Raw genomic sequence first — 14,933 nt, forward strand, 5'->3', positions numbered from 1 at the left:
AAACCAATGAGATGCAAATTTCAGAATAAATTACATAAACAAAAAAGATAAAGAGGGTTTATTGAAAAATAAAGTGAGGACCGGTTCTTTTCCTTGTTACGTGTAGGTTCTTACGAAGAAACCTGTTGGTCGGAACCCAGAGGGCCGGACAATTTCATCAGGGCCATAGTTTCTTTCCCTCCGTCTTCAAGAATTTCCTTGGCACATGTTTCGCCAAGAAAAGTGTAGTGTTCCAGCAAAACAGTACGTTTTATATCATGCCTTCGTTTTCCATCCGGAGAAAGCAGTACGCCTGTAAGCGTTATTTCGTTATCTGTTATTGTCGCCCGGGCTCCTATCGGAGCCGTACAACCGCCTTCCAGCACACGAAGAAACTGTCTTTCTGTATGTGTGCATATCTCGGTTTCCCGATGATTCAGTTTGGCCAGGCATTCCCTGCTGTACGTGTCGTTTTCAAGTGCCACGGCAAGCATGGCGCCCTGTGCGGGAGCCGGGATCATCCAGTCCAGGGCAAGTCTGTGTTCCGGATGTATGTTCGTGCCTTCGAACGGAGAGATGCGCTCCAGTCCGGCTGCGGCAAAAATAGCACCCTGCCAGTCGCTGTCCTGTAATTTACGCATTCTCGTATTGATATTTCCTCTCAGGTTTTCCACTTTATGAGCGGGATACCTGTGTAGCCATTGTGCTCTTCGACGAAGGCTTCCCGTGGCAATAGTGCCGGATTTTTCGAAGAAAGAAAGATCTCCTTTATGAATAAGAAGGTCGGCGGCATCAGCCCTTGGTAATACAGCAGCCTGGACGATACTATGAGGAAGGGCCGTTGGTACATCCTTCATGCTGTGTACGGCAACGTCTATCTGCCCGCTGATCATGGCTACATCGAGCGTTTTTGTAAAAATACCCGTAATTCCGAGTTCGTACAGCGGTTTGTCCAGTATAATGTCTCCAACCGATTTAACCGGAACTATTTCCGTACTGCACCCTAATTGTTCCAGGCCTTCTTTAACTTTATTTGCCTGCCATAAGGCCAGTTCGCTGTCTCGGGTTCCTATTCGAATGGTTTTTTTCATGTTGTCGGTTTTACCGCATCTCCTGGATGAGGTGTGCCATGGCAATCATTGCCTTAGCGGACTTTGAATTAAAGGTTAGCGGAAGTTTTCAACGGGTAACGGCTTTGGATACTTTTTCCGTGGAAAGAGGTCCGGTACTGCCATGGAGATTTTCCAGCTGAAATACCTTCTTGATGAGCTCAAGGCTCTCGTCTGCCGAAGCGTTGTTTTCTTTGAGGTGATTGGCAAAATGTGTAGTGATCTTCTGGATAATACGGTTGCCTATAATCTCCGCCTGCTCATCGTTAAAACCGTTGATTTTCTTGCGTTGAAAATCCAGTTCGGCATCTTTCAGCAATTTCAGCTTTTTCTTCAGAGCTTTTATGGTAGGTGCAAATTTTCGGGTACCAAGCCATTCTGTAAACTCTCCTTTCACTTCGTCGATGATGGCTTCGGCTTTGGGTATATAGGTTTTTCTTCGTTCCAGGGTCTGGTCCGTCATCTGCGAAAGATGATCCATGTGGATCAGGGACACCCCGGTTTCGGTAATATTTCCGGCCACGTTTTTCGGAACAGAAAGATCGAGAATAAGCATTTCTTTCCCGTGTGGGATGAGATCGGAGGTGACGGTCGGGTATTGTGCTCCCGTGGCAACGATAAGAATATCGCACTTCTCAACTTCGGACGGAAGTTCGCTGAAGTCTTTAACCGTAAGATTGAATTTCCCGGCTATCTTTTCCGCTTTGTCCTTGGTGCGGTTAATAAGAGTGATATGGTCGTTCCGGGTATGTTTTATAAGGTTTTCGCAGGTATTACGTCCTATTTTTCCGGTTCCGAAAAGCAGGATGTTCTTTTCTGAAATATTTTTTACGTTCTGAAGGATGTATTGCACCGAGGCAAAAGAAACAGAAGTAGCTCCCGAAGAAAGGTCTGTTTCGTTCTTGATGCGTTTACTGGCCTGAATAACCGAATTACAGAGACGCTCCAGGAAAGCATTGGCCGTATCCTGCTCGCGGGAGCGTGCGAAACTTTTTTTAATTTGCGCTATAATTTCAAAATCCCCCAGTATCTGGCTGTCCAGGCCGGTACCTACGCGAAACATGTGCGTAATGGCTTCATTGCTCTTGAATACATAGGCGACTTTCTGGAACTCTTCCACGCTCCCGTTAGAATTGTCGCAAAGTAATTTGATAAGTTGAAAAGGATGTTGTGCAAAGCCGTATATCTCTGTGCGGTTGCAGGTGGAGATCACCAGCACTTCATCGAGACCTTCGGTTTTGGCCTGTTGCAATAAAATAGTCTTTCTTTCTTCGTCCAGACTGAATTTACCCCTTATCTCCGCATCAGCCTTTTTATAGCTGAGTCCTACGACATAAAAATATTTTCCCCGGCTAAGGTTGTAATTTTCCATTAGGTAACTTCTAAAATCGCAACAAAAGTAAAATACCTCATTATAAAAAAATAACGCTCAAAGGACTTTTTATGCCGCTTTAGGAAATTTTTACCTTTTTGAAGGGCTGTGTGCCCTAAATACCATAAATTTGTAGTAATATCAACGGTTTAAAAAATATCAGTTTAGAATAATTCTAAATAAAAAGCAAGGATTGAAGCATGATTATGGAGAACAAAAATATCGCTGTAAGTTCTGCTGACGAAATTGGTCTTGAAGAAGGCTTTTCCATGTTAAAGATTCAAAATGAGGAGAATTCGGACCGGCATATAATCAGGGAAATAGACTGTAGTTTTATTCAGTTTCACTTTTGTCTTCGCGGGAGTTCCAGGTTTAATTTCAACGAAGGGAGGTATCACCTGCAGGTCGAAGAGGAGCAGTCACTGTTGCTTTACAACCCGCAACGTGATTTACCTATAGACCTGAAAATAGGGCCTCGTGCCCAACTGATCTCCCTGTTGATCTCCATTAAGAAATTTCATGCCCTGTTTTCGCATGAAGCCGATTATATTCACTTTCTGAGTGAGGACAACCGGGACAAAAAATACTACAATAACGAAGATATTTCTCCGGCCATGATGGTGGTCCTCAACCAGATGACACACTATAATATGCACGATTCGGTTAAAAAACTGTATCTGAAAGGGAAGGCTTACGAACTTATAAGTTTGTTTTTCAATAAACCCGAAGACGCGGATATAGAGCAGTGTCCCTTTCTGGTAGATGAAGAGAACGTGGCGAGAATACGACGGGCTAAGGATATAATCATCGCCAATATGGCAGAGCCACCGGGACTGGAAACACTGGCCAATGAAGTAGGGCTCAACCTCAAAAAACTCAAAACGGGATTCAAACAGATCTACGGAGATTCTGTTTATAGTTTTCTTTTTGATTATAAAATGGAATACGCGCGGAAAATGCTCGAAGGGGGCGCGCACAATGTCAACGAAGTAGGGTTTAAGATAGGTTACAGTACGGCGAGTCATTTTATTGCTGCCTTCAAGAAAAAATACGGGACAACGCCCAAGAAATATCTGATGTCACTCAATAACGGATAAAGCGATAAAAAAAGCTTTCACGAGTGTAATAATCCGTAACTAATCCTTAAATTTGGAACTCTTATAAAAAAACAAAATGTTGTTACTGTGCTTGAAGGAGTTCCGGATCAACACTGAAAATCAAAGAATCACAATATATTTGGAATGAAATTAACCTCTGCCCTGCTGGGTGTATTGTTCTCTGTAATGTCTTTCGGACTTTACGCGCAAAAACAACAAAATGTACTGGTGTTTACCAAGACAGCCGGTTTTCGACATGAATCTATTGAGACCGGTGTGGAGCTGATAGAAAAACTCGGACAGGAAAACCACTTTGGCGTCACCCATTCCGAGGATGCCTCTCTTTTTAACAAGGATACACTGGCTCACTACAATGCTGTGGTGTTTTTGAATACGACAGGAGATATTCTCAACGATGAACAGCAACGGGCATTCGAATTTTTTATGGAAAAGGGAGGAGGTTTCGTAGGAGTACATGCCGCAACCGACACGGAATATGACTGGCCCTGGTACGGAATGCTGGTAGGGGCTTATTTTGAAAATCATCCGAAGATACAGGAAGCCCGTATACAGGTAAAAATGCCGAGCCACTCCACCTGTTCACACCTCGGGGAAACCTGGACGCGAACCGATGAATGGTACAACTTTAAAAATATAAGTCCGAATATAAAAGTGTTGCTCAACCTCGATGAATCCTCTTATGAAGGGGGGACAAACGGGCCGTCACATCCCATTGCCTGGTATCAGGAATTTGCCGGAGGACGCTCTTTTTACACCGGTGGAGGGCATACGAAAGAGTCGTATAGTGAAGAAGCTTTTGTAAAACATCTTTTAGAGGGGATCAAGTATTGTCTCTTCCGTTAAGAAAACCACGGATATCTTAAAACACATAAGAAGAGAAAGGCTGCGTTTACCAACGCAGCCTTTCTCTTTTATGGCCCTGTCAGACCGAGTAATGCTGCGGCGTATAATAAGACGCGCAATTGATTTTGCCCATAACAGGATAGGTAAAAAAAAGGCAATCCTGGACTGTAAACCTTAAATAATCCCTATTTTTATCCGAAAATTTAGAGCAAGAGGATGAAAGGTGTTTTATTGGTTAATCTCGGTTCGCCGGACAGTACTAAAGTTGAAGATGTAAAGAAGTATCTCGATGAGTTTCTGATGGATGAACGGGTTATAGATGTTCCCTGGATATTGCGGGCTTTTATCGTAAAAGGGATTATTCTCCGGACCCGCCCGAAGAAATCTGCGGAAGCATACCGGAAGATCTGGTGGGATGAGGGATCCCCGCTTATCGTGTTGTCCAGGAGATTGCGGGAGAAAGTAGAAGAACTGGTATCTGTCCCGGTGGCACTCGCCATGCGTTATGGCAATCCTTCTCTGGAGGCCGGTTTGAAGGAGTTATACGACAAAGGGGTCACGGAAGTTCTGCTGATACCCTTATACCCGCAGTTTGCCATGGCTACAACCGAAACTATTCTTGTCCTTGCCGAAAAGCTCAGAAAGAAGCTCTTTCCCGACATGCGTTTTACGACGCTGCCGGCTTTTTATAACCACCCCGATTACATTCGTGTATTGTCGGTATCCATACAGGAAACATTGCAGAATAAGGACTGGGAGCACTTGTTGTTCTCCTATCACGGGGTCCCGGAACGTCACATACGAAAATCAGATATTACGAAGTCGCACTGTAAGATTGACGGACAATGTTGTAATACGCCTTCTCCGGCACACCAGTTCTGCTACCGTCACCAATGTTATGAAACCACCAAACAGGTGGCTGCATATCTCGGCCTTAAGGAAGGAATGTATTCTACATCTTTTCAGTCCCGTTTGGGAAAAGATCCCTGGTTGCAGCCGTTTACCGATAAGACCGTAGCCGGTCTTGCCGAAAACGGAACTAAAAAAATGGCTATCGTAACTCCTGCCTTTGTTTCGGATTGTCTCGAAACCCTGGAAGAGATCGGGATGGAGGCACGTGAGGACTTTCTTGAGAAAGGAGGAGATGAGTTTCACGTCGTTCCGTGTATCAACGACAGGGACGACTGGGTAAAAGTGCTTGCCCGCTGGATGGACGAATGGGCCAAAGAAGAGGAGCTTTTGGCGACAAATTAAACTTTGCCTACATGTCCGGAAGCAGTACAAAAACAACAGGGGGATTCCTTGCCCTGTTATCATCCTTTGCAGCGGTCTCCGGAAGTCTGATATAAAAGATTATGACGAAAATTTCATCGAAAGACCTGGGGCAGGACCCCATCGGCAAATTACTTATAAAACAGGCAGTACCGGCGTCCATCGGGATACTGGTCATGTCGCTTAATGTTCTTATAGATACGATATTTGTAGGTAACTGGATAGGTTCTATAGCTATCGCTGCCATCAATGTGGTTTTGCCGGTATCTTTTTTCATTGCTGCTCTCGGAATGGCGATAGGTATAGGAGGGGCATCGATTATATCCAGGTCGCTCGGGGCTGATAATCCGAAAAAGGCACTCTATACTTTTGGTAACCAGATAACACTGACGCTGATCGTTACCCTTGCTTTTGTGGCGGCAGGTCTTACTTTTGTAGATTCCATCGTACCCAGTTTCGGGGGAAAAGGTGATATTTTTGACCCTGCTAAAGTATATTATATCATCGTTTTATATGGAGTTCCCGTCCTGGCTCTGTGCATGATGGGGAACAATGTGATCCGGGCAGAAGGTAAACCCAAGTTCGGGATGGTAGCCATGATGATCCCTTCCGTGGGTAACCTGGTACTCGATTATATATTTATCAATCTGCTCGATTACGGAATGTACGGTGCAGCCTGGGCGACCACGGGGTCTTATTTTCTATGCTTTATTTATATCGTATGGTTCTTCCGTTCCGGAAATTCCGAATTAAAGATTGGCTGGAAACATCTCGGGCTACGATTGGATATCGTCCGGGAAATAGGAGCACTCGGGTTTGTGACGCTGGCCAGGCAGGCCGTAGTGAGCATTACCTATCTTTTTGTAAATAACATTCTCTATCACCTTGGCGGAGAGGCCTCCGTAACCGTTTATGCTATTATCGGGAGGATGCTCATGTTTGCCCTGTTTCCCGTGCTTGGAGTAACACAGGGATTCCTTCCTATTGCAGGGTTTAATTACGGTGCCGGAATGTACAAGCGGGTGGTGGAAAGTATAAATATTGCTATCAAATACGCAGCTCTGCTGGCTTTACTCGTTTTTACCTTTATCATGATATTTCCCGAGGCCATCGCAAGGGTGTTTACGACAGACGCTGACGTGGTCAACAATACACCCCATGCCATGCGCTGGGTGTTTGCCGCTACCCCTGTTATTGCTATACAGCTTATCGGGGCGGCATATTTTCAGGCCGTAGGCAAGGCTGTTCCGGCCCTGCTGCTCACACTGACCAGGCAAGGTTTTTTCTTTATCCCCCTTATCCTGGTGCTTCCGCGTTTTTACGGAGAGATCGGGGTGTGGATATCCTTTCCCATAGCCGATCTGCTTTCTACAATGGTTACGGGCTATTACCTGAACAGGGAGGTCAGGCAAAAGCTCAAGCCGGCCATCTCTGCTGAAAAGGAATAAAAGGAAAATCTATATCGTTCGGGTCATCCTCTTTATGAATATTATTCCTAAATTTATCGGAACAAATCAGTCGCTTCATGACAGACTACTATAATTATATCAAATCCCTGCACTTGATATTTGTAATAACCTGGTTTGCAGGTTTGTTTTATATTCCCCGTTTATTTGTGTACCAGGTCGAAGCTGCCGGAAAGCCTTCGCCGGAAAGAGAGATCCTCGGAAAACAGTTGGGGCTTATGGCCCGGAGGTTATGGTATATTATTACCTGGCCTTCTGCAGTGCTCGCCGTCATCTTTGCCGTGTGGTTGTTGTTCCTCTACCCTTTCTGGCTGAAAATGGGATGGATGCACGTAAAACTTTTCTTTGTGCTTCTCCTGTTTCTCTACCATGGGGAGACACACCGGATATTCAGGAAACTGCAAAACGGTGAAGCGTTGAAGTATACTTCCGGGTTTATGCGTATCTGGAATGAAGGGGCTACTATCCTGCTTTTTGCCATAGTATTCCTGGTTATCCTGAAAAACAGTATCAACTGGATTTTCGGAGTGCTGGGAATTATTGTCCTCGGTATCCTACTTATGCTGGGTATCCGGTTGTACAAACGCATAAGGGAAAAGAACCCGGAAGCCTGATAAAGTTATGCCCCGGAATTTGCGACATTCCCTCATGTTGCCAAATGTTTTTAAATGTAACGCTATAATTGGACAAGAGAATATCATTAAGGCTCCGCATTTTTATCACCATGATCCTTCTGGTGCTGGTGGCTTTTGTGCTTATCGCAGGCGTTACCATTCTGCAGTACAAGCAGCAGTCCGAAGAGTACCACCGCGAGCGCATGGAACGAAAGGAAGATCAGGTGATCGCGAGTATCAATTACACACTCGAAACGACCACATGGCCGCCCACCACGGAAAACCTGAAATATATCTTTCGCAATGAGATCTACAAGATCTCGGACGTGCAGAATGTATCCTTTAATATTTACGACCTGGAGGGGAACCTCATTGTGAGTTCCAAACCCTACTCGGAAGAAGACTCTGCCATGTTCCGGCTGGATACACTTACGCTTAGTAAAATTGCGATGAGCCCGTTTAAGCGGTATGTGGAAAAGCATCTTGCAGCCGGTGACCGCTACAGGTCCTCGTATTCATATATTACCGATATGCGGTTTAAGCCCATAGGGATACTCAATATTCCGTATTTCGAAGATGATACATTCAATAACAGGGAGCTTCGCTCGTTCCTGTTTCGTCTCGGAGGAGTCTATGTGTTTATCCTTATCATAGCCATTTTCCTTGCCTATTTCATTTCAAAATACATTACGAGATCCTTAAAGACGATCAGCGATAAACTCCAGGACACCCGATTCAGTTCCGGGGTGCAGAACAAGAGGATCATACTCGACCATGCCAGTGAGGAGATATACAATCTGGTCAATGCCTACAACAGTATGGTAGATGCGCTCGAAGACAGTGCGGTAAAACTGGCAAGGAGTGAGAGGGAGCAGGCCTGGCGGGAAATGGCAAGGCAGGTGGCACACGAAATTAAAAATCCGCTGACACCCATGAGGCTCAGTGTACAGAGTTTTCAGCGAAAATTCGATCCTTCCGACCCGGAAATGGAAAAGAAACTCAATGAATTTTCTCGTACCCTGATCCAGCAGATAGACACGATGAGCAGTATAGCTTCCGCATTTTCCAATTTTGCGAGTATGCCGGCTCAGCAGAACGAAACGCTTAATGTTGTGGAGATTGTAAAGCTGGCCCTCGATATTTTTACCGAAGATTATATCGTTTTCAGTACATACGAAGAAGAAGTTACAGCGCGTCTGGACCGTACTCAGCTTATCCGGGTAATTACCAACCTGGTGAAAAATGCGATTCAGTCCATCCCCGAAGACAGAGCTCCCAAGGTGGTGGTTTCTGTGTTTTCCGAGGGTGACCATGTAAGAATAACCGTAGCAGATAACGGTATCGGGATTCTTGAAGAAAACAGGGATAAGATATTCGAGCCCAAATTTACGACCAAAACCAGTGGCATGGGACTCGGTTTGGGAATGGTAAAGAATATTGTAGAAAACTATAAAGGAAGTATTAACTTTACTTCACAACCCGGGAGAGGAACAGTATTCGGTATTGTTTTTCCTAAAGAACAACCGGAAGAAGAACCTAAAAAATAACGTTATGGATGAATACAAGAATATTTACGTAGAAGAAGATGACGGAATAGCCTTTATTACCATAGACCGTCCTTCGAAACTCAACGCACTCAACAGGGAAACAATAGCCGAACTGCACGAGGCTTTTAAAGAGCTTGACGAAGATCGGGAGATCAGGGTTATTATCATTACCGGAAGCGGTGAGAAAGCTTTCGTGGCAGGTGCCGATATCTCTGAATTTTCGGATTTTTCGGTAAAAGAAGGCGGGGCGCTTGCCGCAAAAGGACAGGAAGTGCTTTTCGACTTTATAGAAAATCTGTCTACCCCGGTGATCGCTGCTGTAAACGGTTTTGCCCTGGGTGGCGGATTGGAACTTGCCATGGCCTGCCATTTTCGTATAGCATCGCACAATGCCAAAATGGGGTTGCCCGAAGTGTCTCTGGGTGTGATCCCGGGATACGGTGGTACGCAGCGACTTCCTCAGTTGGTCGGTAAAGGAAAAGCTATGGAGATGATTATGACTGCGGGAATGATCAATGCAGAGGAAGCCAAGAGCTATGGGTTGGTCAATCACATGGTGGCACAGGAAGAGTTGCTGGATTATTGTGAAAGCATAGCGCGTAAGATCATTAAGAATTCAGGAGTGGCCATAGCGGCGGCTATCCGGGCTATAAATGCCGGTTATAAGGATGGTATGGACGGTTACCGGGCCGAGATCGAAGCCTTTGGGAATTGCTTTGGCACCGAAGATTTCAAAGAAGGGACTACGGCATTCCTGGAAAAGAGAAAAGCAGATTTTCCGGGAAAATAAAGAGCATATCGGGCTGCAAAAAGACGTAAGTTTTGCAGCTTTTTTTCTTTCCAGAACCGGTGAAAGGACCTCTTTTTTTTCTACATACAAAACGCCGGTTTTTTGTTTTTGCTTTTTTACGTCGATAAAATTTTACTTTCCGTATAGAGAATTTTGGCAAACGTCTATCCCTGTTTGTTTTCGGCATAATTAGTACGTCTTTAGTTCTGTAATTAAGAGCTGGTATACAGTGTCTTAAAAATAATACCGAATGAAAAGACTTATTGTTATGACCCTGTTTTTGCTGGGAGTAAATGCAGGATTAATTGCACAGGATGATGGGATAAAATGGTCGTTACAGGATTGTATAGATCATGCCGTTGAGAATAATATCACCATCAAAGAAGCAGCTTTGGACAAGGCTGGCGCTGAAGTGGATTACGAAGAATCCAAAATGTCACGATTACCCAATCTGTCCGGAAGCGTGTCGCAGAGTTTAACCAGCGGTAGCAGTATAGATCCCATTACCAGTGATTTTGTCTCTCAGAATATATACGCTACCAGTTTGGGGCTGAATTCATCGGTCACCCTGTTCCAGGGAAACCAGATCAACAACCAGATAAAAAGAAGCAGGTTGCTGGTTGATGGTAACTCCTTTTATATGGAGGAAGCGAAGAACAATGTGGTTCTCAGTATTACCGAAGCCTATCTGCAGGCTTTGTATAATAAGGAGTCTATAGTTATAGCCGAAAATACGCTTGCCTCAGCGGAGAAAGAAGAAGCTCGTGCTAAAGCCAGGTACGATGCCGGTGATATAGCGATCAAGGATTATACCGATGCACAATCGCAATCTGCCTCTTTCCGATACGATTTTATAGCAGCAAAAAACAACTACGCACAGCAGGTGCTTACCTTGAAGCAATTGCTTGAACTGGGACCGGAAGTCGATTTTGATATCGAAACTAAGGAAGTGGAAGCTGTGCCTTCACTGGTGCCGGATAAAATCGAAGTATATACTACTGCCCTGGAAAAAATGCCGGAAATAGGAGGTAGTAAAAATGATGTTGAGGTTGCGGAAAAGAGCCTGGACATTGCCAAAGGGGCCTATTTGCCAACCTTGTCTCTTACCGGGGGTTTAGGTTCCGGGTATACCAATACACAAGATCTGAATTTTAACGATCAGTTGGATGTTAATTTTTACAAAAGAGTAGGACTCTCTCTTTCCATTCCCATTTTCCAGAGATATTCCACCAAAGCACAGGTAGCAAATGCCAAAATAGATATAGAGAAAGCCAAACTCTCCCTGAACACTAAAGAAAAGGAATTGTATAAAAAAGTGGAGACTGCATGGCTGAATGCCATAGCGTATCAGGAGCAATTAGAGGCCTTGAGGGTGGCGCGGGATGCGGCGCAAAAATCGTACGAGCTGGCACAGAAACAATATGAGCTTGGTGGATTGAGCACCGTGGATCTGGTGGTAAGCCAGAATACGTATGTCAATGCAGCGCAAAAATATACACAGACAAAATATTTAAGGCTGTTATACAGCCAATTACTCGAATTCTATCAGGGAAACGATATTAAAATTTAAGAATCATGAAAAGTAAAAAGGCAAAAATAATCATAACAGGGCTTGTAGTAATTCTTGGTGTTATAGCATTTTTCCTGTTTTCGGGAAGTGGAAAAATCAATGTAGAGATACAGACAGTCCCGGTGGCCAAAGGAAAAGTAGTTACCGAAGTTACGGCAACAGGTACTGTAGAGCCTATTATACAGGTCGAAGTAGGTACCCAGGTGTCCGGGGTAGTCGAGAAGATTTATGTGGATTATAACAGTGAGGTAAAAGAAGGACAACTTATAGCCGAACTGGATAAAGTGAGCCTTAAAGCATCGCTATCCGATGCTCAGGCGAGTTATAACAATGCCATTAATGAAAAAAGCTACCGGGAGCAAATTTACAACCGGCAGAAAGAACTTTATGAGAACCAGGTGATAAGCCGTTCCGATTACGATGAAGCCGTATACAATTATACCAATGCTAAAAATACGGTTACACAAAGGCTGTCCGATCTGGAAAGAGCAAAAGCCAATCTGGGGTATGCCAATATCTATTCGCCTATAGATGGAGTCGTGCTTTCGAGAGATGTGGACGAAGGGCAGACCGTGGCAGCGAGTTATAGTACTCCTACTCTATTCACCATAGCCAAGGATCTTAAAGAGATGCAGGTAGAAGCTGATGTGGATGAAGCTGATATAGGAGAGGTTAAGGAAGGACAGCGAGTTACTTTTACGGTAGATGCCTATCAGGGCGTGCTGTTTAACGGGGAGGTAACCCAGGTACGTCTCAACCCTACCACAGCGTCCAATGTGGTTACCTATACCGTAGTAATTAAGGCAGATAATCCGGATCTTAAACTCAAGCCCGGACTTACTGCTACTATTTCTATCTATACTTTAGAGTTAAGTGATGTGTTGACATTGGAGGCTAAAGCAGTGAATTTTCGACCGGATCCGGCTGTGCTTGGTACCTATGCGGAGCAGCAGGGTAAGGAGCCAATGCAACGACCAGAGCCGGGGACCAAAGGACCTTCCGCACCAGATGAAGATGCGGTAGTAGTATGGGTGGCGGAGAATGGGAATATCCGTCCGGTCACGGTTACTCTCGGGGCCAGTGATGGTGTTCATGTACAAGTGCTCGACGGACTTCAGGAAGGCGATAGCGTGGTATACCATATAGAAGTGCTTCAAAAAGGATCCGGAACCAGTAGCAGTGCAGAGGACAGCAGCAGCCCTTTCATGCCTAAACCTCCCGGAAAAAGAAAGTAGTTTTTTGGGAATTAGACGGAGCGTTTAGTTAACAACAAAAGAAAAGAGGATGAAAAATATCATAGATATAAAAGATCTGAAACGCCACTTTGTGATGGGAGAAGAGACCGTGCATGCACTAAAAGGTATTTCGTATACTATCGAAGAAGGAGAGTTCGTCACTATTATGGGGTCGAGTGGGTCCGGTAAAAGTACGATGCTCAATATTCTGGGGTGTCTCGATCAGCCTTCTTCGGGAAGGTATGCCATAGATGGTATAGCGGTAAAAGATTTGAGTCGCAATGCTCTTGCGGAGATACGTAACGAAAAAATAGGTTTTATTTTTCAGGCATATAACCTGTTGCCAAGAACTACTGCCGTAGAAAATGCAGAACTACCCCTGTTGTACAATTCATCTGTATCGTCTGCAGAGCGGAGAGAACGAGCCATAGAAGCGTTGACAAAAGTTGGTTTAAGTGAAAGATTATACCATACACCTTCACAATTATCTGGTGGGCAGCAACAGCGCGTAGCAATTGCACGTGCTCTGGTAAATGATCCGGTAGTTATTCTTGCCGATGAGGCCACCGGGAACCTGGACACCCGTACGTCTTATGAAATCATGGCTCTTTTTCAGGAACTCAATGCCGCAGGGAAAACCATAGTTTTCGTAACCCATGAGCCCGATATAGCAATGTTTAGTAACCGCACCATAGTTTTAAAGGACGGTACCATTATAAAAGACAGTGTCAACGATAAGGTGCTGAGTGCATCCGGGGCCCTGGCGGCCATGCCTAAAGAAGAAGATTGATATGAGGATATTAAATTTATTAAGAATAGCCTGGAACGCCATTAAGCTGAATAAAATGCGGACGTTCCTTACCATGCTCGGTATTATAATCGGGGTGGCTTCGGTGATTGCCATGCTGGCCATAGGTGAAGGGTCCAAGGAAAGCATAAGAAAGCAGATATCCAGTATGGGGTCCAATATGATAACCATACGCCCAGGGGCAGGTATACAGGGAGGGGTACGTATGGATCCCACTGAAATGCAATCCTTAAAACTTGCCGATTACCAGGCTTTGAAAAAGGATGCTACCCTGCTCACAGCTATTTCACCACAGGTGAGTAGCAGTGGACAGAGTATTCATGGATCTGATAACTGGCCTACGTCTATCTATGGGGTAACTCCCGAATACCTTTCCATAAGGGTGCTGGAGGTAACCAATGGAAGTATGTTTACCGATGCCGAAGTCAATGCTGCAGCCAAAGTTGCTGTGATAGGGCAAACCGTGGTGGAAAACCTTTTTGCCGATGGCGAGAACCCGGTAGGACAGACAATACGGTACAATAACATTCCGTTTAAAGTTATAGGAGTGCTTGCAGAGAAAGGAGAAAACACCTTCGGTCAGGATCAGGATGATGTTATTCTGGCTCCTTATACTACTGTTCAAAAACGTATTTTGGCTGTCGATTATTTACAGTCCGTGCTGGCCTCTGCCGAAAGTGAAGATAAAGCCCTGGATGCGGTAGAAGAGGTATTGTCGATAATGCGTAAACAACACAATATTTCCGGGAATGACGAAGATGATTTTAATGTGTTTTCTATGGAAGAATTAATTTCTACCTTTAGTTCCACAAGTGAAATGCTTACGGTGCTTCTGGTTGCTATAGCCAGTATTTCCCTTCTTATCGGTGGTATAGGGATCATGAATATTATGTATGTATCTGTAAAAGAGCGTACCAGGGAGATAGGGCTACGGCTTGCTGTAGGTGGAAAGGGATCGGATATTTTAATACAGTTTTTGATAGAAGCGGTAGTGATCAGTGTTACCGGCGGGCTTATAGGAGTGGTATTGGGGGTGAGTGCGACTGTATTTATCGAAAAGGTTTTGAATTGGCCTACGGTAATTACAATATATTCCATAGTATTGTCTTTTGCAGTATGCGCCGTGACCGGGATATTTTTCGGATGGTATCCGGCCAGAAAAGCATCAGCTTTAGATCCTATAGTAGCTTTGCGATATGAATAACAGAAA

13 protein-coding genes are annotated in these 14,933 nt (G+C 44.6%); 11 read left to right on the plus strand and 2 right to left on the minus strand.

Translation table 11 applies throughout. The features are described from left to right. Positions 1-110: 110 nt before the first annotated feature. The gene (gene hemC, locus BT112_RS04630; protein WP_072316216.1) at positions 111-1,070 is read right to left on the minus strand and encodes a hydroxymethylbilane synthase; all 960 of its coding nucleotides are present in this window, start codon (positions 1,068-1,070) and stop codon (positions 111-113) included. Between the two features lie 88 nt (positions 1,071-1,158). After that, the gene (gene hemA / locus BT112_RS04635) at positions 1,159-2,460 is read right to left on the minus strand and encodes a glutamyl-tRNA reductase (RefSeq protein ID WP_072316217.1); all 1,302 of its coding nucleotides are present in this window, start codon (positions 2,458-2,460) and stop codon (positions 1,159-1,161) included. 206 nt (positions 2,461-2,666) lie between these two features. Here hemA and BT112_RS04640 point away from each other — a divergent pair, with 206 nt between their 5' ends. From BT112_RS04640 to BT112_RS04690, 11 genes are all read left to right on the plus strand, one after another. Further along, entirely contained in the window at positions 2,667-3,557 is an 891-nt protein-coding gene (locus BT112_RS04640) for an AraC family transcriptional regulator (protein WP_072316356.1), read from the plus strand. 144 nt (positions 3,558-3,701) lie between these two features. Beyond that, entirely contained in the window at positions 3,702-4,421 is a 720-nt protein-coding gene (locus tag BT112_RS04645) for a ThuA domain-containing protein (protein WP_072316218.1), read from the plus strand. A gap of 216 nt (positions 4,422-4,637) precedes the next feature. Continuing rightward, positions 4,638-5,675, plus strand: coding sequence for a ferrochelatase (gene hemH, locus BT112_RS04650; RefSeq protein ID WP_072316219.1), 1,038 nt, complete (start codon positions 4,638-4,640; stop codon positions 5,673-5,675). Positions 5,676-5,776: 101 nt separating this feature from the next. Next, on the plus strand, positions 5,777-7,141 hold the full coding sequence (locus tag BT112_RS04655; protein WP_072316220.1) for an MATE family efflux transporter: 1,365 nt from the start codon (positions 5,777-5,779) through the stop codon (positions 7,139-7,141). Positions 7,142-7,218: 77 nt separating this feature from the next. Then, complete coding sequence (locus tag BT112_RS04660) at positions 7,219-7,773, plus strand: CopD family protein (protein ID WP_072316221.1); 555 nt, start codon at positions 7,219-7,221, stop codon at positions 7,771-7,773. Positions 7,774-7,883: 110 nt separating this feature from the next. Then, positions 7,884-9,320: a sensor histidine kinase gene (locus BT112_RS04665; RefSeq protein WP_072316222.1), complete on the plus strand. Its 1,437-nt coding sequence runs from the start codon at positions 7,884-7,886 to the stop codon at positions 9,318-9,320. 4 nt (positions 9,321-9,324) lie between these two features. After that, positions 9,325-10,110 (plus strand): enoyl-CoA hydratase/isomerase family protein, encoded by a 786-nt coding sequence (locus BT112_RS04670; RefSeq protein WP_072316223.1) that lies wholly within the window; start codon positions 9,325-9,327, stop codon positions 10,108-10,110. A gap of 250 nt (positions 10,111-10,360) precedes the next feature. Then, positions 10,361-11,680 carry a TolC family protein gene (locus BT112_RS04675; RefSeq protein ID WP_072316224.1) on the plus strand — a complete coding sequence of 440 codons (1,320 nt, stop codon included), beginning with the start codon at positions 10,361-10,363 and terminating at the stop codon, positions 11,678-11,680. A 5-nt stretch (positions 11,681-11,685) separates the two neighbouring features. Then, positions 11,686-12,915, plus strand: a complete 1,230-nt coding sequence (locus BT112_RS04680; RefSeq protein ID WP_072316225.1) for an efflux RND transporter periplasmic adaptor subunit — start codon at positions 11,686-11,688, stop codon at positions 12,913-12,915. A 49-nt stretch (positions 12,916-12,964) separates the two neighbouring features. Continuing rightward, entirely contained in the window at positions 12,965-13,705 is a 741-nt protein-coding gene (locus BT112_RS04685; RefSeq protein WP_072316226.1) for an ABC transporter ATP-binding protein, read from the plus strand. Between the two features lies 1 nt (position 13,706). After that, the gene (locus BT112_RS04690; RefSeq protein WP_072316227.1) at positions 13,707-14,927 is read left to right on the plus strand and encodes an ABC transporter permease; all 1,221 of its coding nucleotides are present in this window, start codon (positions 13,707-13,709) and stop codon (positions 14,925-14,927) included. Positions 14,928-14,933 lie beyond the last annotated feature (6 nt).

This window comes from Sinomicrobium oceani, assembly GCF_900119185.1.
Lineage (GTDB): Bacteria > Bacteroidota > Bacteroidia > Flavobacteriales > Flavobacteriaceae > Sinomicrobium > Sinomicrobium oceani.

Bases quoted from the DNA above. Each gene is read 5' to 3' on its own strand.
- BT112_RS04655 (WP_072316220.1), top strand. From the start codon at position 5,777: ATGACGAAAATTTCATCGAAAGACCTGGGGCAGGACCCCATCGGCAAA.
- BT112_RS04680 (WP_072316225.1), top strand. From the start codon at position 11,686: ATGAAAAGTAAAAAGGCAAAAATAATCATAACAGGGCTTGTAGTAATT.
- BT112_RS04665 (WP_072316222.1), top strand. From the start codon at position 7,884: ATGATCCTTCTGGTGCTGGTGGCTTTTGTGCTTATCGCAGGCGTTACC.
- BT112_RS04640 (WP_072316356.1), top strand. From the start codon at position 2,667: ATGGAGAACAAAAATATCGCTGTAAGTTCTGCTGACGAAATTGGTCTT.
- hemA (WP_072316217.1), bottom strand. From the start codon at position 2,460: ATGGAAAATTACAACCTTAGCCGGGGAAAATATTTTTATGTCGTAGGA.
- BT112_RS04690 (WP_072316227.1), top strand. From the start codon at position 13,707: ATGAGGATATTAAATTTATTAAGAATAGCCTGGAACGCCATTAAGCTG.
- BT112_RS04660 (WP_072316221.1), top strand. From the start codon at position 7,219: ATGACAGACTACTATAATTATATCAAATCCCTGCACTTGATATTTGTA.
- BT112_RS04675 (WP_072316224.1), top strand. From the start codon at position 10,361: ATGAAAAGACTTATTGTTATGACCCTGTTTTTGCTGGGAGTAAATGCA.
- BT112_RS04645 (WP_072316218.1), top strand. From the start codon at position 3,702: ATGAAATTAACCTCTGCCCTGCTGGGTGTATTGTTCTCTGTAATGTCT.
- hemH (WP_072316219.1), top strand. From the start codon at position 4,638: ATGAAAGGTGTTTTATTGGTTAATCTCGGTTCGCCGGACAGTACTAAA.
- BT112_RS04685 (WP_072316226.1), top strand. From the start codon at position 12,965: ATGAAAAATATCATAGATATAAAAGATCTGAAACGCCACTTTGTGATG.
- hemC (WP_072316216.1), bottom strand. From the start codon at position 1,070: ATGAAAAAAACCATTCGAATAGGAACCCGAGACAGCGAACTGGCCTTA.
- BT112_RS04670 (WP_072316223.1), top strand. From the start codon at position 9,325: ATGGATGAATACAAGAATATTTACGTAGAAGAAGATGACGGAATAGCC.